This is a genomic window from Mycobacterium senriense (genome assembly GCF_019668465.1).
Classification (GTDB): Bacteria; Actinomycetota; Actinomycetes; order Mycobacteriales; family Mycobacteriaceae; genus Mycobacterium; species Mycobacterium senriense.
Genome location: NZ_AP024828.1, coordinates 3,520,881 through 3,540,923, shown reverse-complemented (window position 1 = coordinate 3,540,923; position 20,043 = coordinate 3,520,881). Strand labels below are relative to the sequence as shown.

General features: G+C 66.6%; 19 protein-coding genes. 6 read left to right on the top strand and 13 right to left on the bottom strand.

Annotated features, from left to right (window positions below):
- Window positions 1-339: 339 nt before the first annotated feature.
- Window positions 340-1,062, bottom strand: coding sequence for a DUF1906 domain-containing protein (locus tag MTY59_RS16985; protein WP_221042187.1), 723 nt, complete (start codon window positions 1,060-1,062; stop codon window positions 340-342).
- Window positions 1,063-1,122: 60 nt separating this feature from the next.
- Entirely contained in the window at window positions 1,123-2,016 is an 894-nt protein-coding gene (locus MTY59_RS16980; protein ID WP_221042186.1) for a MerR family transcriptional regulator, read from the bottom strand.
- Window positions 2,017-2,056: 40 nt separating this feature from the next.
- Here MTY59_RS16980 and MTY59_RS16975 point away from each other — a divergent pair, with 40 nt between their 5' ends.
- Entirely contained in the window at window positions 2,057-3,208 is a 1,152-nt protein-coding gene (locus MTY59_RS16975; RefSeq protein WP_221042185.1) for an aromatic ring-hydroxylating oxygenase subunit alpha, read from the top strand.
- Here MTY59_RS16975 and MTY59_RS16970 read toward each other — a convergent pair.
- Window positions 3,191-4,540, bottom strand: a complete 1,350-nt coding sequence (locus tag MTY59_RS16970; protein ID WP_221042184.1) for a carotenoid 1,2-hydratase — start codon at window positions 4,538-4,540, stop codon at window positions 3,191-3,193. The two genes, MTY59_RS16975 and MTY59_RS16970, sit on opposite strands and share 18 nt — an antisense overlap.
- 82 nt (window positions 4,541-4,622) lie before the next feature.
- Here MTY59_RS16970 and MTY59_RS16965 point away from each other — a divergent pair, with 82 nt between their 5' ends.
- Window positions 4,623-6,089, top strand: a complete 1,467-nt coding sequence (locus MTY59_RS16965) for an aldehyde dehydrogenase (protein ID WP_221042183.1) — start codon at window positions 4,623-4,625, stop codon at window positions 6,087-6,089.
- A 122-nt stretch (window positions 6,090-6,211) separates the two neighbouring features.
- On the opposite strand, the gene MTY59_RS16960 is transcribed toward MTY59_RS16965, so the two are convergent.
- The 7 genes from MTY59_RS16960 to MTY59_RS16930 all read right to left on the bottom strand — a co-directional run bounded on the left by MTY59_RS16960 (window position 6,212) and on the right by MTY59_RS16930 (window position 12,335).
- Entirely contained in the window at window positions 6,212-7,471 is a 1,260-nt protein-coding gene (locus tag MTY59_RS16960; protein WP_221042182.1) for an HNH endonuclease signature motif containing protein, read from the bottom strand.
- 113 nt (window positions 7,472-7,584) lie between these two features.
- Entirely contained in the window at window positions 7,585-8,115 is a 531-nt protein-coding gene (locus MTY59_RS16955) for a maleylpyruvate isomerase family mycothiol-dependent enzyme (RefSeq protein ID WP_221042181.1), read from the bottom strand.
- Window positions 8,108-8,563 (bottom strand): MaoC/PaaZ C-terminal domain-containing protein, encoded by a 456-nt coding sequence (locus tag MTY59_RS16950; protein WP_221042180.1) that lies wholly within the window; start codon window positions 8,561-8,563, stop codon window positions 8,108-8,110. The genes MTY59_RS16955 and MTY59_RS16950 overlap by 8 nt, the downstream gene beginning before the upstream one ends.
- The gene (locus tag MTY59_RS16945; protein ID WP_221042179.1) at window positions 8,560-9,090 is read right to left on the bottom strand and encodes an FAS1-like dehydratase domain-containing protein; all 531 of its coding nucleotides are present in this window, start codon (window positions 9,088-9,090) and stop codon (window positions 8,560-8,562) included. The genes MTY59_RS16950 and MTY59_RS16945 overlap by 4 nt, the downstream gene beginning before the upstream one ends.
- 13 nt (window positions 9,091-9,103) lie before the next feature.
- Complete coding sequence (locus MTY59_RS16940) at window positions 9,104-9,529, bottom strand: nuclear transport factor 2 family protein (RefSeq protein ID WP_221046485.1); 426 nt, start codon at window positions 9,527-9,529, stop codon at window positions 9,104-9,106.
- Window positions 9,530-9,620: 91 nt separating this feature from the next.
- Entirely contained in the window at window positions 9,621-11,207 is a 1,587-nt protein-coding gene (locus MTY59_RS16935; RefSeq protein ID WP_221042178.1) for an AMP-binding protein, read from the bottom strand.
- A gap of 18 nt (window positions 11,208-11,225) precedes the next feature.
- Window positions 11,226-12,335 (bottom strand): aromatic ring-hydroxylating oxygenase subunit alpha, encoded by a 1,110-nt coding sequence (locus tag MTY59_RS16930; protein WP_221042177.1) that lies wholly within the window; start codon window positions 12,333-12,335, stop codon window positions 11,226-11,228.
- A 94-nt stretch (window positions 12,336-12,429) separates the two neighbouring features.
- On the opposite strand from MTY59_RS16930, the gene MTY59_RS16925 reads away from it, so the two are divergent.
- Entirely contained in the window at window positions 12,430-13,728 is a 1,299-nt protein-coding gene (locus MTY59_RS16925) for a cytochrome P450 (RefSeq protein WP_415822357.1), read from the top strand.
- Window position 13,729: 1 nt separating this feature from the next.
- On the opposite strand, the gene MTY59_RS16920 is transcribed toward MTY59_RS16925, so the two are convergent.
- Window positions 13,730-13,921 (bottom strand): ferredoxin, encoded by a 192-nt coding sequence (locus MTY59_RS16920; RefSeq protein WP_085289185.1) that lies wholly within the window; start codon window positions 13,919-13,921, stop codon window positions 13,730-13,732.
- A gap of 18 nt (window positions 13,922-13,939) precedes the next feature.
- The gene (locus MTY59_RS16915; RefSeq protein WP_221042175.1) at window positions 13,940-16,333 is read right to left on the bottom strand and encodes a CaiB/BaiF CoA-transferase family protein; all 2,394 of its coding nucleotides are present in this window, start codon (window positions 16,331-16,333) and stop codon (window positions 13,940-13,942) included.
- Window positions 16,334-16,427: 94 nt separating this feature from the next.
- Here MTY59_RS16915 and MTY59_RS16910 point away from each other — a divergent pair, with 94 nt between their 5' ends.
- Window positions 16,428-17,249: a FadR/GntR family transcriptional regulator gene (locus MTY59_RS16910; RefSeq protein ID WP_221042174.1), complete on the top strand. Its 822-nt coding sequence runs from the start codon at window positions 16,428-16,430 to the stop codon at window positions 17,247-17,249.
- A gap of 19 nt (window positions 17,250-17,268) precedes the next feature.
- Complete coding sequence (locus tag MTY59_RS16905; protein ID WP_221042173.1) at window positions 17,269-17,985, top strand: SDR family oxidoreductase; 717 nt, start codon at window positions 17,269-17,271, stop codon at window positions 17,983-17,985.
- Between the two features lie 3 nt (window positions 17,986-17,988).
- Here MTY59_RS16905 and MTY59_RS16900 read toward each other — a convergent pair whose 3' ends face one another.
- Window positions 17,989-18,849: an LLM class flavin-dependent oxidoreductase gene (locus tag MTY59_RS16900; protein ID WP_221042172.1), complete on the bottom strand. Its 861-nt coding sequence runs from the start codon at window positions 18,847-18,849 to the stop codon at window positions 17,989-17,991.
- A 75-nt stretch (window positions 18,850-18,924) separates the two neighbouring features.
- Here MTY59_RS16900 and MTY59_RS16895 point away from each other — a divergent pair, with 75 nt between their 5' ends.
- A complete protein-coding gene (locus MTY59_RS16895; RefSeq protein WP_221042171.1) occupies window positions 18,925-19,995 on the top strand; it encodes an acyl-CoA dehydrogenase family protein in 1,071 nt (356 codons plus the stop codon).
- Window positions 19,996-20,043 lie beyond the last annotated feature (48 nt).

The following is a 20,043-nucleotide window of genomic DNA, read 5'->3' as shown; positions in this document are numbered from 1 at the left end:
AGCCACGCTCGTTTCGCGTGCTGATCGGTTACTGATGAGTTCTACGCATGGGTAACCGTGTCCTGGGTAACACCCGGTTTCACCGGCGGCGCGAACCCGATTACCAAACCCGCTGCATGAAGGTGGTTACGGTCGAGTAGCTATAACTGCGCAGATCAAAGCAGTCTTGTTATCGAATCGTTATATAAAAATTTTAGGTCGCGGAGTGCCGTCCCGGCGCCGTCGGCGGCATCGGACGACGATCGCCCGCCCGCGCGCTCCCGGAAAACGAGCGAACGAGTGTTTGCTGGAATTTTTAAGAATGAGAGTCTCGGCGGCGCCGGGCGGCGGCATCGGGCACTAGGCCCACTGGCCGAATTGGGGCTTGAGAATCTCGTTGATGTCCACGCCGACCCCTCCGACGCTGCGTTTGTCGATTTCAACCTGGTGCAAGTTGGCCGCCGGGTGGGCATATCCCTTGGGCGAGCCCCAGTTGTGCTGCCAGAAGTAGGAGCCCAATCCGTCGTGCAGCGCCCAGTCGATGGTTTTCGAATTGGCGTACACGCCTGTGCGCTGATGACCGATAACCGACTCCCAAGAACGCAGGTAGGGCGCCACCTGGCTCTTGTACTGCTCGTAGGAGGGGTCGTCGTCGATGGAGGCATAAATGGGTGCACTGGCGGGCCCGCCGGCCGCGGCGTGCAGCTGCATCCCACGCTGCGCGTGCTGCAGACCGGCATTGGCACCGCCCAGCCAGTCCGCGGTGCTGGCCTTGCCGTACTGATAGCAGGACACGATTTTGAGTCCGTTGCTGTCGAGGTCGCGCGCCTCGGCAACCTGGATCGGCTTGCCGAGCATCCAGTTGCCGCCGGGGCGACGGTCCGAGACGTACCGAATCGACCCCACCGCGCCCGCGGCCCGGATCTGGCTGGCCGGAATGAGGCCGGCCGCGTAGTCCAGCAGGGTGCCGAGCGACGCCGATGCGGGCGCCGCGCTCAGCGACGCGGCGGCGGCGCCCAGGCCGAGCAGGGCCGGCGTTGCGGCCGCGAATCTGAACAGATCGCGCCGCGAAACGGATGACACAAGCCACAGGGTACGACACAAACCCCATGCGACACGTTCGTCACACGGATCACATATCCATCACAGTGCCGCATCGTTCGTTTGAACGGGTTGACGCGCGGGCAGCACGATGACGCTCACGGCTTCCACTCCGCGCCGGGCGGTCTGCTGGGAGATCTCCTCGATGAAGTCGGCGGCCGCCGGGCTGATCGATCCCGCCCAGGTGCGAAATCCCTGGACGATCACCGGATCGCGCTCCAGCAGCGGTTGCACTCCCCGCAGCACGCCGACCACCTCGTCGGGCAGGGGATCGGCCAGCTGCTCATCGATCCAGCGGCGCGCGAGTTCCGGTGCCCCAGCGTCGTCCTCGCGTAACGCGATCACGTCGGCGGCCAGGCCGCGCAACCGTGCGAACAGCACCTCGTGGCCCGGGGTCTCCGCCAGTTGCGACAACAGGGTGCTGGCCGCCGTCGGAAGCACCATTTGACCGAACAACGCGGGAACCGGCAGGTCCCATTCGTCGAACAGGTCGGCGTACATCGCGGCGACGGGCGCCGGCAGCGGAGCGCTGAGCCGCCCGATCACGCCGATGCTGTCGCGGTGGGTGGTCGCCAACCGGTGCAGGATGTCCTCGTTGAGGTCCGCGTCGGTGCACTTGGTGGCGGCATCGATGGCCTGGATCAGCTGGTCGATCCGCTCCCGTTGCTCCATCAGCAGCGCACGGTGCTCGTCGAGCAGGCCGGCCAGCGTGCTGTGCCCGCCGTCGATCAACCGCGCAATGTCATTGATACCGACGCCGAGGCTTCGCATCAGATCGATGCGCAGCAGGTCGAGGACCTGCTCGAGGTTGAAGACCCGGTAGCCGTTGGACAGGTGCTGGGCGTGTAGCAATCCAATTTTCTCGTAATGGCGAATGCGGCCGGAAGCGATGCCGGTCAAGGCCGTGACGTCGCCGATCAACAGCTGCTCAGCCACCCCTTGACCTTACAACTGTGACAAGGTCTGTACTGGGCGGATGGAGCACGACCAGCTCATCGCCCTGACGCGGCGCGCGTTGAAGTTGGCGCGGGACAAGACGACCGATCTCGCTTCGACCCAGCACATGGTCGACGCGCGGGACTACACGGATACCGAGCGGCACCACCGGGATCGGGCCATGCTGCTGGCCAGTCCGCAGCTGGTCGGCTACGTCTCGGAACTTCCCGCCCCGGGTGCGTACTGCACGAAGACGGTGATGGGACGGTCCATCCTGCTGACCCGAACCACGCAGGGAACGGTCAAGGCGTTCAACAACGTGTGTCTGCACCGCCAGTCGCAGGTGGTCTCGGGTTGCGGCACCGCCACGCGGTTCACCTGTCCGTACCACGCCTGGACATACGACAACACGGGGCACTTGGTGGCGCTTCCGGGACGCGAGGGGTTCCCGGAAGTGGCCATCAAGTCCGACGGGCTGACCGAGCTCCCGGCCACCGAATTCGCCGGATTCCTTTGGGTGGCACTGGATCCCGGCGCGACGCTGGACGTGGCGGCACACCTGGGCCCACTGGCCGACGAACTCGACTCGTGGGGCATCGGGCGCTGGTCCCCGCTGGGCGAGAAGGTGCTCGACTCCCCGATCAACTGGAAGCTGGCGATCGACACCTTCGCCGAGAACTATCATTTCGCCACCGTCCATCAACAGACCTTCGGCACGATCGCGCGCAGCAACTGCACGGTGTTCGACTCCTACGGACCACACCACCGGCTGATCTTTCCACTCAACACCATCCGGGACCTCGATGACGTGCCCGAGGATCAGTGGAGTCCGTTCTACAACGTGGTGGTGATCTATGCGCTGTTCCCCAATATCGTGCTCTCGGTGACGATCGCCAATGGCGAGCTGTTCCGGGTGTACCCCGGGGATCGGCCCGGCAGGTCAATCACCGTCCACCAGAACGCAACACCGCAGGACGTCTCCGATGACGCGGTGGCAGCCGCCGTCCAAGACGTTTTCGATTATGCGCACGCCACCGTGCGCGACGAGGACTACCGGCTGGCCGAGGGGCTGCAGGCCAATCTCGAGTCGGGCGCCCGCGACCACCTGGTGTTCGGCCGCAACGAGCCGGGGTTGCAGCATCGCCACATCACGTGGGCCCGGGCGCTGTCACAGTCAGTTGGGGTCGGCTGACAGCACCGCGATCAGATCGTCGAAAAGCTTTGCCAGCGTGTCGTTTTCGACGGGTGCGGAGCGGAACAGCAGCTCGATGGCGTCCTTGCGCCGGCCGGCCGCCACCAGCGGCACGACTTGATCCACCATGGTCTGCAAAGTGGGCTCCGGCGGTACCAGGCTCGCAACCGTAGTGGACAGGACGTCGACGAGTTCCCAATCCCGGTACAACGCCAGCGAGCGTTCGTTGAACGCGAAGCCGGTCACCGGTTGTCCCCACATGGTTCCGCGGTAGCGATAGGGGCCCTCCATGTACTCGATCGGCAGGCCGTGCGCCGGGGCCGCCACCAACGGCTCGCCGATAAGGTCCAGTTGCAGTGTGCGACAGGTGATCCGGTGCCGGTCGGGCAGGTACCGGGCCGGGGCGGGGGGTCGCACCAGCGGCCGCATGGCCTCCGGCCATCGCACGTAGCTGCTCACCGTGACCTCGATGTCCTCGGCGCATTGCGGCGCGATCGCGGGGTCCGGGTGGCTTGTCGTGATACCGGTAAACGGCTGCAGCGCATTGCCATCCGCGCGGTCGAACTGGCGCCAGATGCTCAGGTCGACGCCGTTGTCGAAGTTGATGGTGCGCCATTCGTGCGACCTGGCCCGCGGGTCTCCCCCCGATCCACCGCCGCCGGCGTACTTGGGGAACCACTGTCGATCGACGTGCCCGCTGGCGCCGGACACCTGCTGCACCACGTCACCCCAGCGCAAGGTGCCGGTCATCGCCATGCCGGTCTGGAAATAGGAGTAGGTGTCGCTTTGACCGAAGCAGGCGATCTTTCCGTTGTACGTCGACGCGCCCACCGGCGTCGGTGCGCGCGTTGGTGTTACGGCCAGGTCCAACCGCATCGCCCGCCCGGATTGGTCCTGCCCGACCAGGCTGACCCGGTAGGTGTAGGGCAGCAGTTCGCCATCGCCGTTGCGGCTGGTCGTCCACGACGCGGTCCCCACGCTGCTGTGGTAGTTGATGTCGAGATGGCCGGACGCGGTCGTCAGCTTGCGCTGGGCGCCGGGCTCCATATTGGCCGGTGGCATGTCGTAGTCGGTGAAGGTGCCGTAGTCGCCGGTGTCGAGGTCGAACAGCGCCATGGTGTAGAAGTCCGCGACGACCGTTCCCCCGGGGCGGTTCTTGTTGAAGATGGTCAGGAAGGCAAACGAGCGATCGGTCTCGGCGGCGTCAAGCTGACCGGCGATGAACCAGGTGTCCGACTCCTGGTCGGGGTGTTCGCCTTCCGCGGCGGGAAACTCCAACTGGTCATCGCCGGGCACCAACCGGAACGGGTAACTGCGCCAATCGCTGGTCATATCGGGCCTCGCTGCTTTTTTCGCTATGTTAGCGTGAATAGCGAAATTGCGGTCGCGGTCCAATCCCCTGAGGAAGTGCCCGATGACAGAGACTTCTGGCCATCGCTCCTACAACGAACTGTTTATCGGGGGCCAGTGGCGCAAGCCCGCCAATCCCCAGCAGCTCGCCGTGATCTCGCCGCACTCCGAAGAGCCGGTCGGGCATGTCCAGGTCGCGGGCCCCGAGGACGTCGACGCAGCCGTCGCCGCCGCACGGCACGCCTTCGACCACGGCCCTTGGCCGCGGATGACCCATGCCGACCGGATGGCCAAGGTCGAACAGCTCGCCGGGATCTACGCCGGCCACGCCGACGAGATGGCCGATCTCATCACCGACGAGATGGGGTCGCCACGCAGCTTCAGCCGGATGGGCCAGGGGGCGGCCGCCGCGGCGCTGATCCACCTCTCGCTGGCCGCCGCCCGCGAGTTCCCGTGGGAGGAACGCCGCCAGGGTGTGCTCGGCGAGGTCCATCTGCGCAGGGCCCCGGTCGGGGTGGTCGGGGCGATTGTGCCGTGGAACGTGCCGCAATTTCTGATCATGCCCAAGCTGATCCCGGCGCTGATCGCGGGCTGCACGGTCATCATCAAGCCCGCACCCGAAACGCCGTTGGACGCTTTGTGGTTGGCCGAGATGATCGAGCAGATCGGGCTGCCCGAAGGCGTGGTGTCGGTGCTGCCCGGCGGCCCCGAGATCGGTGAGGCGCTGGTCCGCCATCCCGGGGTGGACAAGGTCGCGTTCACCGGTTCCAGCGCCGTCGGCCGCCGCATCGCCGCCCTGTGCGGCGAGCAGCTGAAACGGGTGAGTTTGGAGCTGGGCGGCAAGTCCGCGGCGATCATCCTCGACGACGCCGACATCGCCAAGACGGTGGCCGGATTGAAGTCCGCGGGGTTGATGAACAACGGCCAGGCCTGCGTCGCACAGACCCGGATCCTGGTCAGCGACCGCAAGCATGACGAGGTGGTCGACGCGCTGGCCGACATGATGTCGGGGCTGAACGTCGGCGACCCGGCCGACGAGTCGACGGACATCGGACCGCTTGTGGCCCAACGACAACAGCGCCGGGTTCAGGATTACATCAAGTCGGGCCGCAGCGAAGGCGCGCGCGTTGTGCTCGGTGGTGAACGGAGCCCGTCCGAGCGCGGCTGGTATGTGCAGCCGACGCTGTTCGCCGGTGCCACCAACGACATGCGCATCGCCCGGGAGGAGATTTTCGGTCCGGTGCTGACGGTGCTGCGCTACCGCGACGAGGACGACGCGATCCGGATCGCCAACGAGACCGACTACGGTCTGGCCGGTTCGGTGTGGACCGCCGACATCGAACACGGCCTGGACGTCGCGGCCGCCGTCCGCACCGGAACCTACGGCATCAACATGTACACCCTGGACATCGGCGCACCGTTCGGCGGCTTCAAGCAGTCCGGCATCGGCCGTGAATTCGGGCCCGAGGGCCTGCACGAGTACGTCGAGCTGCAGACGCTGGTATGCAAGGGTCAGCTGCCGCCGCTATAGGTTCTGCGGTTGTCGGGCACGGCGTCAACTACGCGGTAGGCGGCCGAGCATGTGCGGATTGTTGGATGCCGCAACGCATTTGAGCTTCAATGCTTTGCCGCGGTGATCGGTGCCGCATCAAGCTAGTTGTTTGCCGGTGGTGGTTGGGGTTGGAAGGGTTCGTACCACCACCAGCTGGCGCGCTCGCCGGTAGGTCCCGGGCAAGGCGCCACCGTGGGCGGGGGTTGAGTTGGTGGGCGCGCCAGCGATCCCGGGCTCAGTGATCGGCCGGCGGTGTCGGTGACGATGAGAGAACTCGCGGCACCGCTGATGGTGATGACACCACGATGGTGCGACCGGTGATGGTAGGGACAGAGGAGCACCAGGTTGGCCAACTCCGTGGGGCCGCCGTCTTCCCAGTGCCGGATGTGATGGGCGTGTAGACCGCGGACGGCACCACAGCCCGGCACCGCGCACGTGCGGTCGCGATGCTCCAGCGCGCGGCGAAGCCGCCGGTTGATCAGCCGCGTCGCCCGGCCGGCACCGATGACCTGGCCGTGGCGTTCAAACCAGACTTCACAGGTGGCATCACAGGTCAGGTATCGGCGTTCGGCATCGGTCAGCAGCGGACCCAGATGCAGTGCTGCGGCACGCTTTTTAACGTCGAGGTGCACCACCACGGTGGTGTGCTGCCCGTGTGGCCGGCGGGCCGCCTCGACGTCCCACCCGGCCTCGACCAGGCGCATGAACGCCTCGACAGTGCCCGGCATCGGCGGCAGCTGTTCGCAGGCGCGGTCGCCATTGTCGCGATCGCGCTTCCATTCGGAGATCAGCGCATCACGATGAGATGCCAACGCCGCGTCGAACTTCGCCGCATCGGAATGCGAAAGTTTGATCCGCCAACAGCTGCCTTCATCGTCGGAGGTCTTGGTGATCGAGGCCTCCGGTTCAGGCCGATCTGACCGAGATTTCGGTTCGGGTCGCGGTTCCAGCTTGACCGCGGTGCGCAGCTGGTTAACCGTCGCGACCGCGGCGAGCTCTGCGTAATGCTCATCGGATCCATCGCCCGCCCGCGCCGCGATCACCCCGACCTGATCGGCCGAAAGCCGACCCTCCCGCATGCCCGCCGCGCAGCGCGGGAACTCCTGTAGCCGGCTCGCGATGGTGGCGATCGTGTGCGCGTTCGCCGGCGAGCAGCCGGTCTTCCAGGCCACCAACGCCGGCAGCGACCGCGCGCCGGTGACGCCGCAGAGCTCGTCGCGATCGATCTCGGCCACAATTTCCACGATGCGCCCATCGATTGCGTTGCGCTGACCGGTCAACTCCGCCAACTCCTCGAACAACGCCTCAAGGCGCTCGCCAGGATTCACCAGCACGGCGCCAGCGGATGCGGTCGAAGACATGACGTCATCATCGCAGCCACCACCGACAAAAACGGCCTCCCTCGATCCCCGTCCCAAAGGTGGTGTGCGCAAATCGAGCTTCAGACACTGATATGCAGCGGATAGCTACCGCCCTATGAGATCTCCGGCTCCCACCGCGGGTCGCGGCCAAGCCGTGCCAAAAGCTTTGCCTGCGCATCGGTCTCGTCGCCGACCGGAACCGGCGCACCGAACATCCCGGACGCGGCCAAGGCCTGCGCACCTTCCGGAAGGCCGGCGCAGAACAGCTCACACCAGGCGGGGCCCAGGCCGTCATCGGCGCCCACCGCGCGGGCGAGGTCCCAGGTGTGAACCAGGACATCACGGGTCAGGTTCGGCATCAGCCGGTACTCGGCGAGTTGTGCCGCTCGACCCAATTCAAACGCCGTTGCCAGCGAGTCATAGGTTAATTGCCATCGCATCTGCGGATCGCCACTTGGCCGCTCGGGCTTCAGTTTTAAGGGGCGCAACAGAAGTACGTCATGAAAACCGATCACGTGCTCGAGCACCGCGCGTGCATCCCAAGCGTCGCACGGGGATTGACGGTCCCATTTGCCGTCCGCCGCCCTGACCGCCTCGCCGAACCGTCGGCACACCGCCAAATGGAGTTCGCCTACGTCATCCATCGTGCGGAGTTTCGGGCACTTGCAAGGTCAGCTCGACCGGGCAGCACAGCGCGCCATGCTGATTGGTCACCTGGATTTCGACGTCGACCAGGCAGCGCGGCGGGTCCACCGAGGTGTCCCGGCGCTTCGCCACGGCCCGGCCCCGGCCGATCATCGTGTCGCCGGCATACACCGATCCGGCCAGCCGCATGGACCGGCGCACCACGCGCGACCTCGGACCGGCCCAGTCCGTCGCGACGCGATCGGCGAAACCGGCCAGGTGCATCGTGTTGACGTAGATCGTCGGATTCCCCTGAGCCGCAGCGTATTCCGGATCGAAATGGCCGGGGAAATAGTCCCATGTCGCTCCGGCGTTCTCCACCACCCGCTGGTAGCTGATGTGGTCGACGACTTCGGGTAGCTCGACCGGAACGGTGATCTGACTCCAGTCCAGGCCGTCGCCGCTCACGAAGAGGCCCCCGGAGTGAAGCGGAACAGGGTATTGCGGCAGGTGGCCACCACGGTCCCGTCCTGGCGACGAAAGGTCTCCAGCGTCTCGACGAAATGACCGACGCCCAGCCGCGTCCGCTTTTCCGGTGACACGGAGACCAGCTCGTCGACGACGGTCAACACGTCGCCCTCGACGATGGGCGGGCCGAACTCAACCTCGTTGGCCGCGTTGATGAATGTGGCACCGGGCAGCGGTACTTGCAGGGCGATCAACGAAGCCGTCCCGCGACCCCCGGGTTGCCACGGCGGCGTGATCAGCCAGCCCATCAACAACGCCGGCGGCGCCAGCAGGCCTCCCCACTGTTGCCCGGCGAACTCTGAATCCCAATACGAGCGATTGCCGTCCCGGACCATCGCGGCGAACAACTGGATGCGGGCGGCGCTGACCGCGGTCGCAGCGGTGCGGGGCTCGCCTTTCGTGCCGACCATCCGCAGCGCATCTTCGTAGCTGCCGAAGGCCAGCCGCTGCCTGAAATCCTGATCCACGTATCGGTGTCGCTCACATGACGAGCGGGTGCCGGCTCGGGACCGAATCCCATTCCAGCACGCGGGAAGTGAAGTACCAGCCACCGCGCTCGTAGATCAGCTTGTCCTTGAAGGTGCCGGTGGCCCGCAGCGCGATGTCGCCGAACATACTGGCGAACAAGACGGCGACACAACGCTGGACCGCATCGACCCCGTCGACTTTGATCTCGTGATCAACGGTGATCATGCGCTGTCCATCACCGCCATCGAAAGCCGCGCTCAGATCGTCGAACACCTCGCCGTCGCGGGTGTAGCTGGCGCCGGAATGGCGGAAGGTCGCGATCCAGCGCTTGCGGTTGCCGTCGGAATAGGCCCGATTGTGCCGAGCACTCAGGTCCAGGATGGCAGCGCGCCCGGTGACGGCTTGGAGCATTTGCTGTTCCTGATAAGTCATGGTCATCGCTTTCCAGCCTCTCTCGGAAATGACTGCCAGCAATCGGCTGATGGAACACTAAGGCAACTCAACGACTATTACGTGACATTAACGGAACCTAACGGCTAACGATATACCCCTCATTTTCCCGATCCCACGTTCCCGGATTGACCCCCCGTTCGCGCAATAGGTCTTTGCGGATCCGGCCGATCACATTCTTGGGGAGTTCGCTCACGGTCTCCACGAACCGCGGCACGCAGAAGTAGGGCATGCGCGCCGCGCAGAAGTCAAGGAGTTCCGCGAAATCCAAAGTGGCGCCCGGCTGCAACGTGATGACCACCAGGACGTCGTCCTCTCCCAGGTCGCTGGGCACGCCGATCGCGGCGGCCTCCGCCACGGCGGGATGGCGCATGACAACCCTCTCCAATTCGACCGAAGAGATGTTTTCGCCGCGGCGGCGCAACGCATCCTTGCTTCGATCCACATATGTCAGATTCTGATCGCGATCGAGCCGCCCGAGATCGCCGGTGCGAAACCATTCCGGATGCGGCATTATCTGCGAATCCGCGCCGACGTAACCCTCGCTCATCACGTGCGGATGCCTGGGCCGGCAGGCGATCTCACCCACGGTGTCGGCGGGCAGTGGGTTTCCTGATTCGTCGAGGATGCGCACCTCGAAATCGGGATTCGGCCGCCCCGACGTCCCGGGAACCCCGTCGTCGGCCAGCGCCTTGACCGCGATGGGAAACGCCTCGGTGAGCCCGTACATCGTGACGATCCGGCAGCCGTAACGCTTTTCGATCTCGCGGTATGAGTCCGCATCGATCGGCGCGGCGGAGATGAACCGCAACGGCAGCCGTGCGTCGCCCGGATCCGCGGGCAAATTCCGCAGCATCGACACCATCGCGCCGGCGCCGGCGAATCCGATCGCACCGCGGCCACGTATGTCGTCCCACACCTCACCGGGATGAAAAGCCTTGGCCAGCACCGTCGTTGCGCCAACCAGCATGGGCGCCAATATGCTGGGTGCCGCGCTGAGGTGAAACAGCGGCATCGCCGTCCACAGCACCTCGCCCTCCCGAAATTCCCAGGCCGAAGCGACGGTCGCGGCCACCGAAAACAGGTAGTGCCAGGTCGTGGCGACCGCTTTGGACGGGCCGGTGGTGCCCGACGTGTAGAACAAGCAGCCGAGGTCGCCCGGCGCTCCGGGACCGTCGCCCGGCGCGCGGTTCGTGTCCTGACCCAGCGCCGCGGTCAGTGAATCATCCTGCACCACAATGCTCGTCAGGGAGTCCGCTGCGTCGGCGACCTCGGCCGCGCGGGGGCGGCGCTCGGCGTCGGTCAGCATCACCTTGGCCTGCGACAGCCGCAGGGCGTGCAGCAGGAAGTCGCCCTTGTTCGCGGCGTTGATCGCCGCGCTCACCGCCCCGATCCGCGCGGCGCCCAGCCAGAAGTACACCCATTCCGGGCAGGTGCCGGTGAACAACGCGACGCGATCACCGGCTCCGACACCCAAGTCGGTCAACAGGTTCGCCGCCGCGCAGGAACGCTGGCGCATCTGCTCGAACGTCACATCGACTCCGTCGATCGACATCATCACCCGATCGGGGCACTGCTGCGCGCGCCGATCGAGTACTGCCGGCACGGTGAAACGCTCGACGCCGTAATCGGAGGGCCGCGCGGGCCCGTTGCGGTCAGCGCACATCAGGCGGGTTGGCTGTGATCAAGCTTTGGCGGCCGCCGGGTCGGGCTCGCCGTCGGCGCTGTAACCGAAGTCCGAGGGCGACGGCTCCTGCCCGGGGTAGAAGCGGTGCGCCCACCGGCGCAGGGCCGCGTAGTCGTGCGCCTCCTCGGGAGCCAGGTTCGGTTTTTCCAGGTATTTCATGTTCTCCCAGGTGAAGAAGTCCTGTTTGATGACCTCTTGCTGCAGGGCGAGGAACCGGGCGGCACGGCCGGTGGGCACGTCACCGCTGTCGCCCGGTTCACGTACGGACGCCTGGGTGTAGAAGTAGTCGGTGTAGTCCTCGTCGACCGGCGTCTGGCCGGTGACCTGCACGGTGGCCACCAGCTCGCTGGGAAAGCGCACCACGCCCAGGCCCAGTGAGTAGTTGTCGTAGATGATCTTGGCGTCGACCGGGCCGTTGGGGGTCAGCCACGTCTGCGCCCGGCCGCCACCGAAATGGGCGTTGACGGTGGCGTGTAGGTGATAGCCGGCCACCTCGAACGACGCCGTGGTGGCCGGATTGGCGGCCTTGTGCACGTACTGAACGTGGTAGGGGTCGGCGGCGTTTTCGATGATCATCTGCGGATGCACCTTGACGCGGTTGAGCATCTGGGTGTGCGGGTGCAGCGGGTAGTACTCGTTGGTTTCCAGTTCCGGCAGCACCGGCGGCTCCCAGTACGGCGCCCGGCCGTGGCGCTCGTGCCAGGCCAGAATGAAGCCGTACCACTCCATGCTCGGATAGGTCCGGATGCGGACGTTGTTCTTGCAGCCGATCTTGCTGTAGGGAATCAGGGCGTTGGTTCCGTCGCCACGCCACTGCCAGCCGTGCCAGGGGCAGACGATGTTTTCGCCTTCCACGGTGCCACCGACCCCGAGGTTGGCGCCCAGGTGCTGGCAGTAGGCCTCCATCACGTGGACCTGGCCCGACGCGGTGCGGAAGAGCACCAACTCCTCGCCGAAGTAGTGCGCACGCTTGACCTGTCCGCGAGCCAGGTCGGTTCCGAAGGCGACGATGAACCAGCCCGTCGGGAAACGGTAGGTCGACAGCGCGATGCCGCCCGGACCGAACTCCCGTTCTGAAGGGTCTGATTCTGGAATCGTATTCGTCACGAGAACTCCGTTTCCCACGCGGCCGGGCGCATTTTGGGCCGCTCTTACCTCACCGCGTTTCGACGACTAAAGTCTATTTTTACTATTTTAGACATTGAACGTCAACGCGACGCCGGCCGGCGGTCGCGAGGTGCCTGAGCCAATGGGGGTTCGCATGACGGCCGCTGCGGTGGACCTTTCCGACTTCGCCTTATGGCGTAACGGTTTTCCCGACGAGTTGTTCGCCGACCTGCGGCGCACCATGCCACTTTTCAAGCACGATCTGACACCGGGTGTCGCCGACACCGTCCAGCGCCAGTTCTGGGTGGCTACCAAACACCGGCACGCGGTCCGCTTGCACCGCGACACCGAGTCATTCACCGCGGCCGACGGCCCACTGATTCAGCCGGTCGCCATGTTCTCGTCGTTCCCGACGATCATCACGCTGGACCCGCCGGACCTGAACAAGCGCCGCAAACTGATCTCCAACGCCTTCAACCCGCGTGCGATCGCCAAGCTGGAGAACGGCATCCGGGCGCGCGCGGCGCGGATGATCGACGGCCTGCTGGCCGAGGGTGGTGGGGACTGGATCGAGGACGTCGCCGACGCGTTACCGATGTCGGTGATCGGCGACATCATCGGCATCCCGGAGGAGGACCGGCCGCGAATCTTCGACATCTTCGACCGCATCCTCAAGGCGCTTGCGCCCGAGGCGGGCCCGAGCGGGCAGGTGGAACTCGAGCTGTTCGGCTCGGTCTTCGAATACGCGATGGAGCTCACCGCCGAAAAGCGGCGCGATCCCACAGACGACATCTGGAGCACGCTGGCCTCCGCGGTGATCACCGGTGACGACGGTGAACAGTTCAGCCTGCCCGAGAACGAACTCGAGTTCTTCTTTTTCGTGCTCGCATTCGCCGGCAGCGACACCACCAAGAACGCACTGGCCATCGGGCTGCAGGCGTTCGTCGCCAATCCCGAGCAGATCGACCGCTATCGCGCGGACGAAGCGCTGCGGCCCGGCGCGGTCGAGGAGGTGCTGCGCTGGGCGTCGCCGGTGGCGTACTGGACGCGCACCGCGAAGGTCGACCTCGAGATGGACGGCCAGCGCATCGCCAAGGGCGATCGCGTCGTGTCGACGCTGCGTTCGGCCAACCGCGACGAGGAGGTTTTCGAATCCCCGTTCACCTTCGACATCGGCCGCCAGCCCAATCCCCACGTGGCGTTCGGGGGCGGCGGACCACATCACTGCCTGGGCGCGATGCTGGCCCGCGCCGAACTCCGCGCGGTCCTCGACGAGCTGTTTTTGCGCTGCGATGACATCGAGATCGGCCCGGCGAAGGTGGCCCATCCGAACCTGACCACCAACATGTCGATCTATGACGAGATGGCCATCTCGCTGACCGAGCGGCGCTGAGTCAGTCCTGCAGACGCAACGCGGCCTTGGGACATTGGTCCACTGCGGCGCGCACGTCGATTTCCAGGCGCGGCGGCACGGGGCCGTCCGCGATCTGCACCACGTCTTCGTCACCCAGTTCGAACACTTCCGCCGCGAGCGATTCGCAGAAGCCGTTGGCCTCACACAAGTTCTCGTCGACCGTTACTCGCATCAGATGCCCTCCACTTCTCTAGAGTCCCTTGGGTCGGGTCCCGATCACCCCGCCGGTCGCGAGGCGGGTCAGTTCTTCGTCGGTCAGCCCGCACCGATCGCGCAGGATCTCTTCATTGTGCTCGCCCAGCCTGGGCGGCGGCCGCAGCAGCCACTGGTCCTGACCGGCGAGCCGAGCGAACGGCGGGCAGGGGTACAGGCCGAGGCCGGTACTCGCATGGTGCAATGACTCGAAAAAGCCGCGCTCGCGCAGTTGCGGATTGTCGGTGACCAGCGACGGTGACACCACCGGGGCCGCGGGAACGCCCGCGCCAGCCAACCGCTCCACGGTCAGATCAAGTGGCTGCCCGGCGAACCAGTCCGCCAGCCGTCCATCGATGTCGTCGCCTCGACCGTGCCGCCCGGCGACGGTGGAGAATTCGTCATCGCCGCACCACGCCGGTCGATCCATCACGTCCACCAGCGCCCGCCACTGCGCGTCGTCGCGAACGGTGATCGCGATCCAGTCGTCGGACCCGGCGCAGCGGTAGATGTTCTGGATCGCCGCGCTGTGACCGCGGTTGCCGCGACGGCTCAGCGTCACCCCGAAGACCTCGGACTCGATCGCCTGAATCGCGGTGGCGTTGAGCACGGTTTCGAGCATCGGCAGTTCGACCAGCTGGCCCGTTCCGGTGCGTTCGGCGAAGTTCAGCGCGGCCAGTACGGCGAACGCGGCGTGCACACCGGCCAGCGGATCGCAGGCCCCGCGCGGTGTCACCGGCGGCGCGTCGGGCAGGCCGGTCACCCAGGCCAGGCCGGCGATCTGTTCCATGGTGGGAGCGAAGCCGACGCGTTCCCGCCATGGCCCCTCGACACCGAACGCGGGCATCCGGGCGAACACCAGTTTCGGGTTGACCTCGCGCAGCACGTCGTCGGTGAGCCCGAATTGCTCCATCACCCGCGGCGAGAAGTTCTCGATCACGACGTCGGCGCCGGCGACCAACTCGGTGAACAGACGGCGGCCGTGCTCGGAGCCCAAATCCAGTGTGACCGAACGCTTGTTGGTGTTCATCGCGTGGAACACCCAGCCGTACTCCCACCAGTCGTCCACGTCGGTGCGCATCCCGCCCGAGTATCGGATGCCATCGGGACGCTGGATCGACTCGATCTTGACGACGTCGGCGCCGAAGGCGGCCAGCAGATGGGTCGCGGCCGGCCCAGCCCAGAACGCGGTGAGGTCGACGATGCGGACACCGGCCAACGGCAGCCCGTCCAGTTCCGGCTCGGCGGCGGATTCCACACGGCGCCAAGGGGACTCGTTGTCAGCCTCACCACAATGGGGTGTGTCACCCACGGCTGCGGGCGCACACACCGACATCAGCCAGGGCGGCCGGGGCTGATCGAACCCGGCTGGGTTGCGGGTGAAGACCTCTCGCTCGCGCACGTATTCCAGCTCCCGGATGGTGGAGCCGTTGCCCAGCGCGGCGATCGGCAGCCGGAACAGTTGTCCGAGTTCGACGATTTCGGCGACGGTGCGCTCGGCCAGCCACGGACGGATCTGCTCGCGGATCAAGTCGCGATATTGCCACCGGCCGATCTGAAACCGCAGTTGTTCGATCTCCTCCAGTTGCGGGCATCCGACCATCGCGGCGAAGTCGAGCCACTGCTGACCGGTGACCATGGTGATCCCGACGTAGCCGTCCTTGGCGGGTTCGATCGACGGGACCTCGGTGGTGCGCCGGATCGGTGGGACGTGCAGCAGCTGCGAGTGCAGCCATTCGCTGCTCTGCATCGTGGTCAACGCCTCCAGCATGGACAGGTCCAGGTGCTCGCCGGCGCCGCCCTGCTCGACACGACGGCGCAGCGCCAGGGCGCCGAACGCGGCGAACACGCCGCCCATGTACTCCCCAAGTTCGCCGCCGATGGAGATCGGCGGCCCGGCCGGATCGCCGCGGAAGCCGGGCGAGCCCGCCCACGCCTGCAGGGTGAATTCGGTGGCGGCCCGGTCCGCGTAGGGTCCGGTCCAGCCGAAGTCGGAGATGCTGACGATGATCGCCCGCGGCGAGTGTTCCAGCAACTGTTGTGGGTCGATGCCCAGCGCCGCGGCGCGCGCCCGCCCTGCCGTCACGACGACGACGTCGGCGCCGGCCAGTTCGTCGCGGTAGCGCTGCGAGTCGGGGGCGAAAGTCATGCTGCGCTTGCCCGCGTTGAGGTAACTGAAAAGCGGCGCGCTGCGTTCCTGGGCAAGCGAGGAACCGGTTGCGGTATAGCGCCGCAACCAATCCCCTTGCGGCGGTTCGATTTTATGCACCTGCGCGCCGGCGTCGCGGAGCAGCTTCCCGCAGTAGCTGCCCGCTATCCGGTCACTGATCTCGACGACACGCAAGTCGTGTAGCGGTGTCGGCCGGCTTTCGGACCGCTCGCTCAATTGCACCCGCCCTTCCGATCGACATGCGACCAGAGAAGCTATTTATATCATTACTGCTAAAATAGCTAAGCCAGCGAGTTGCATTTGTTTCGAGGATCGGATGACCGCCTTGGGAATTGGCCCCGACGCCCGGCGCCGGTTGTCGGCGCCGCGGATCGCCGAAATCGTAGCCGACGAGTTGCGCCGTCAGATCATCGACGGCGAGCTCGCGGACGGTGATCTCTTGCCACGCCAAGAGGTGCTCGTCGAACAGTTCAACGTGAGTTTGGTCTCGCTGCGCGAGGCCTTGCGGATTCTGGAAACCGAGGGGCTGGTTTCGGTGCGGCGGGGCAACCGTGGTGGCGCCGTCGTGCACGCCCCGGCAAAGTCCAGCGCCGCCTACATGCTCGGCTTGCTGCTGCAGAGCGAGGCCGTCGAGGCCGCCGATCTCGGCATGGCGTTGCAGGAACTCGAGCCCGCCTGCGCCGCGTTGGCCGCCCGCCGGCCCGACCGGGCGGAGACGCTGATACCGGAGCTCACCCGAATCAACGAGGCGATGGCCGAAAACCTGGACGACGGACGGCTTTTCACAGAGATCGGGCGCGAATTCCACGATCAGGTCGTCCGCGGCTGCGGCAATCACACGATCATTGCGGTGGTGGGCAGCCTGGAGACGCTGTGGACCAGTCACGAACGACAGTGGGCCGACGAGAGCGCATCCCGTGGCACCTACCCCTCACTCACTCAGCGCCGCGCAGCGCTCAGCACACACGTCAAGCTGACCGAGACGATCGCCGAGGGCAACGTCGACCGGGCGCGTCGCATCGCGGGTCGCCATCTGGCCGACACGCAGACCTATGTCCTCTCCGGCCAGCACGACCAACGCATCTATGCGCTCTCCCCGCAGGCGTTGTCGCGGCCGCGGGATATCCGGCACCCCTGACGAGCGGCCTGCAACGGTCATGCGAACCGCATTGGTCACCGGCGGCAGCGGCGGGATCGGAAAAGGGTGCGCGCGCAAGCTGGTTGAGCGTGGCTACGACGTGGTGCTCTCGGCGCGCCGCGAGGCCCCGCTACGCGCCGCCGCCGAGGAGATCGGCGCCCGTCACATCGTGGCCGACGCGTCCGACCCCAGCGGATTCCCCGCTGCGATAAGCAGATTGGAGACGATCGACCTGGTCGTTCACGCGGCCGGTGCCCTCGGGGGGACCTACGCGCGCAAGCAGACCTTCGAGCAGTGGCAGGCCATCATGTCGGCCAACCTGGATTCGTGCTTCGTGGTGACGTCCGCGGTGCTGCCGAAAATGACGGCGGGCTCGCGCCTGGTGTTCATCTCGTCGTCGGCGGCGCACGAGCCGATGCCCGCCCGCACCGCCTACTCCGCGTCCAAGGCCGGCATGAACGCGTTCGCGCGCGCCCTGGCGCTCGAAGTCGACCGCGACGGCATCAGCGTGCACATCGTCACGCCCGGGCCGGTGGCCACCGAAATGCTGCAGGACGTCCCGTTCGAGATGTACGCAATCGCAGTGTCCGACGTCGCCGAGGCGGTTGCCTGGCTGGACACCGTCGATCCGTCGGTCGATCTGCCGGAGATCCGGTTGTCCGCGGTGGAGCGCGGTCCCTTCGCGCGACCGCCGGTGGTGCCGACCGAGGCGCGGCGCCGCGCGCAACGAGGTTGAGGTCTACGCCGCCGGGAAGGCCTTGATCACCGATTCGCCGAACTCGTGCAGGGAATCGGGGGCCGCGAAGTCGGCGAACCACACGTAGAACCGCTCGACCCGCTGGGCGGCCAGACCGCGGAAGTGCCCGATCAGCTCGTCGGCGTCGCCGCAGACCAGCCCGGACCCGAGGTTGCCGAACCGACGGGTGCTCACCTCGCGCACGGTGTCGGGGTCGGCGCCCGACCGCACGAAACCGACCATCTGCTGAATCGACATCCGGGCCGTTCCCGCGGCCGGGGCGAGCTTCGGCAGCCTGTCGAGCTGGTTCGCCGGCAGATTCCACCAATCCGCGTATCTGCGAACGAGTTCCATCATCAGGGGCCCACTTCCACCCAGGACCAGCGGTATCGGGTAGGACCGGCGCGGAGCCTGCGGGGCCGGACCGGATTGGTCGTCATCGTCGCCCCAGTACCGCCTGATCAGTTCCAGGTGGCGACCGAGTTCTTCGACCCTTGCCCGCGGATCTTGTTGGCCGACATCGAATCTCGCGAACTCCGCGGGCCACGATCCCGCCCCGAGTCCCAACTCGAACCTGCCCTCGGACGCCTCGGACAACGTGACGGCCTGTTTCGCGAGCACGGCAGGATGCCGAAATGCGTCACACAGCACCAGGTGACCGATCCGCAGCCGCTCGGTCTTGGCCGCTACCCAGGTCGCAACGCCCACTGCCTCCCAGATGCTTTCGTCGGGCAGCCCGGGCGCCTCGAGGTGATCGATGAAGGCGATCCCGTCGAAGCCGCTGGCCTCGGCGTGACCTGCCCGGTCCGCGATGTCGCCCACCGACAATCGGACCTGCGGCAGGAACAGATACCACTCGGCCATGCGCCACCTCAACGTCGGGTTCCCGTGCGATTGACGGCACGGCTAGTTTATTATCTTTACTATGTTAGAGGTCTTATGGGCGTCGGGCTGAACTCGGAGCAGCTGTCGCTGCGCGACACCGTACGCGACATATTACGTACGGAGTGCCCACCCGACGCCGCACGTCAAGCGATCACCGATCCGGAGCGCTGGCGCGCCCTGTGGAAGACGGTCGTCGACCTCGGCTGGACCGAGCTGGCCACCCCCGGGGCCGGCGACTACGGACCGGTCGAGCTGGCCGTGGTCCTCGAGGAATGCGGTGCGGCCATCGCGCCAATTCCGTTGCTGGGCAGCGTCGGTCTGGCCGCCGGCCTGCTGCGCAACACCGGGCTCGACTCCGTGCTGACCGACATCGCCGGCGGCGCGGTGGCCACCCTGGCCGTCCACGCCCAGGGATCCCGACTGCCGGGGGCGCCGATGACATTGCGCCAGGGACGCCTGCGCGGCAGGGCCGTCGCCGTCCCCAACGTGTCGCGCGCCGAGCTCGTCGTCACCCTGGCCCGCGCCGACGACGGTGACACCGTGGCCGCCGTCGCCCGGTGCGGCGACGGGGTCACCGCGGTGCCGACGGCCGAATCCACCGATCCCGCTCAGCCGTTGGCAGGCGTCGAGATCGACGCGGAGCCCATCGCGGTTGCACCGGTCGACCTCGAATCGGCATTCGTGGCGCCCTGGGTGGCCTCGGCCGCCGACCTCCTCGGCGTGGCGAGCGCGGCGCTGCACCGCTCGGTCGAGTACGCGAAATCCCGACGCCAGTTCGGCCAGCCGATCGGCGCGTTCCAGGGCGTCAAGCACGCGCTGGCCGACAACTACGTCAGCGTCGAGCGTGCCCGCTCCCTGACCTATGCGGCGGCGGCCCGGCTCGCCGACCCAACCGCACCCCCGGCGCATCTGTGGACCGCCGCGGCGCTGGCCAAGGCGGCGGCCAACGACGCGGCGACCGGCTGTGCGCGGACCGCGGTCCAGGTGCACGGCGCCCTCGGGCAGACCTGGGAGCACGACGCCCACCTTTATGTGCGGCGCGCCTGGCAGGGCGCGGCCATGCTGGGCGACAGCCGGTCGGTGTATTACGAGGTGGGCCGCCGATTCTGCGGGGGTGCCGCGTGAGCCGCACCGGCGACGATGCAGAGCGCCGCGATGTCGGGGCACCTCCCG

Bases quoted from the DNA above. Each gene is read 5' to 3' on its own strand.
- MTY59_RS16905 (WP_221042173.1), top strand. From the start codon at position 17,269: ATGCGAACCGCATTGGTCACCGGCGGCAGCGGCGGGATCGGAAAAGGG.
- MTY59_RS16965 (WP_221042183.1), top strand. From the start codon at position 4,623: ATGACAGAGACTTCTGGCCATCGCTCCTACAACGAACTGTTTATCGGG.
- MTY59_RS16940 (WP_221046485.1), bottom strand. From the start codon at position 9,529: ATGACCATGACTTATCAGGAACAGCAAATGCTCCAAGCCGTCACCGGG.
- MTY59_RS16920 (WP_085289185.1), bottom strand. From the start codon at position 13,921: ATGCGAGTAACGGTCGACGAGAACTTGTGTGAGGCCAACGGCTTCTGC.
- MTY59_RS16900 (WP_221042172.1), bottom strand. From the start codon at position 18,849: ATGGCCGAGTGGTATCTGTTCCTGCCGCAGGTCCGATTGTCGGTGGGC.
- MTY59_RS16960 (WP_221042182.1), bottom strand. From the start codon at position 7,471: ATGTCTTCGACCGCATCCGCTGGCGCCGTGCTGGTGAATCCTGGCGAG.
- MTY59_RS16975 (WP_221042185.1), top strand. From the start codon at position 2,057: ATGGAGCACGACCAGCTCATCGCCCTGACGCGGCGCGCGTTGAAGTTG.
- MTY59_RS16910 (WP_221042174.1), top strand. From the start codon at position 16,428: ATGACCGCCTTGGGAATTGGCCCCGACGCCCGGCGCCGGTTGTCGGCG.
- MTY59_RS16955 (WP_221042181.1), bottom strand. From the start codon at position 8,115: ATGGATGACGTAGGCGAACTCCATTTGGCGGTGTGCCGACGGTTCGGC.
- MTY59_RS16970 (WP_221042184.1), bottom strand. From the start codon at position 4,540: ATGACCAGCGATTGGCGCAGTTACCCGTTCCGGTTGGTGCCCGGCGAT.
- MTY59_RS16935 (WP_221042178.1), bottom strand. From the start codon at position 11,207: ATGTGCGCTGACCGCAACGGGCCCGCGCGGCCCTCCGATTACGGCGTC.
- MTY59_RS16895 (WP_221042171.1), top strand. From the start codon at position 18,925: ATGGGCGTCGGGCTGAACTCGGAGCAGCTGTCGCTGCGCGACACCGTA.